Source organism: Nereida sp. MMG025 (assembly GCF_021654165.1).
In the GTDB taxonomy this organism is placed as follows: domain Bacteria; phylum Pseudomonadota; class Alphaproteobacteria; order Rhodobacterales; family Rhodobacteraceae; genus Nereida.
The window spans coordinates 1-1074 of sequence record NZ_JAKFZN010000028.1 but is presented as its reverse complement, the minus strand read 5'-3'; the positions used below and the strand labels follow the sequence as shown (position 1 = coordinate 1074).

Below are 1074 nucleotides of genomic sequence, written 5' to 3'. Positions count from 1 at the left end.
TAAGTCTGATATGGCATGGGAGCGAGTGCTATGGCGACATCTGACAACAACTCTTCGATCAGTCCCCAAGAAATTGCGCGGCGGCGTAAGGCCATGGCCGAGGCGGTGTGGAGCGCCCGTATGGAAGGCCTCGGGACGCCCGATGCAGAGAGTGAAGCTTTGTCCGAGCTCTGGATCACAGGACAAATCACTCACGAAGAAATGGAAACCCGGCGCATGGCGCTGGTGATAGACTATGTGCGTGACCATGGACAGTGACCCTTTTCTCCAGGCCGATGGCGTCACCATGAAAAACCGCCTTGGGATCAAAACTCCCGAGGTTCTGCGTTTTGCGGAACGGGAACTTTCCAACGACAGAAGTGCGACTGTAGGCGCGGTCGAAGGAGATTTCGACGAGCAACACCTGCGCGACATCCACCGTCACCTCTTTGAGAGGATCTACGAGTGGGCCGGGACCATGCGTCACGACACCATCGCGCTGGAAGGTGAGACAATTCGCGTTTCAGAAGTTGCGGGTGTTCTCAGTAAAGGCAGCACGAGTTTTTTACCTGCAAACTATCTTGATCGCGGTCTGGCCCTGGTGTCCGATCTGGCTAATAGAGAAAACGCAAAGTCATCCGACCAAGATATCTTTGCAAGTGCGGCGACCCAAATTCTCTCAGAGTTGAATCATGTCCATCCGTTCAGGGACGGCAATGGCCGAACCCAGAGGGCCTTCGTGCAGCAATTAGCTGTTCGTGCGGGGCATGAGGTGAGTTTCAGGGGCGTCACCACCGAACGAAACGTCGCGGCGAGTATCGACGCCCACCACGGTGACACCACGGCGATGGGCCGCATCATCGTTGAAAATCTGGGCGCAGACTGTGTTGAACTGCGCATGAAGGCCGTGGATGATCTGGATCGAGCTGATTATCCGGTTGACGAATTTTGGGTGGAAACCGCCCAGGACGGCGATCATGTTTTTGGAACGGTTATCACCGTCGAGAATGGCTATGTCAGCTTGGCCGATGACAATAATCGGTTCATCATTGTGCAAGGTCATGAGTTGGCTGTTGAGGCCACAGTCGGGCAGAC

Annotated in this window: 2 protein-coding genes; both read left to right on the top strand. The window is 55.1% G+C overall.

Going from position 1 to position 1074, the window contains the following annotated elements; all coding sequences use genetic code 11:
* Positions 1-30: 30 nt before the first annotated feature.
* A complete protein-coding gene (locus L1065_RS15665; protein ID WP_237096452.1) occupies positions 31-258 on the top strand; it encodes an antitoxin VbhA family protein in 228 nt (75 codons plus the stop codon).
* The coding region (locus tag L1065_RS15660; protein WP_237096451.1) for a Fic family protein at positions 248-1074 on the top strand (827 nt) is incomplete at its 3' end. The genes L1065_RS15665 and L1065_RS15660, both read left to right, overlap by 11 nt.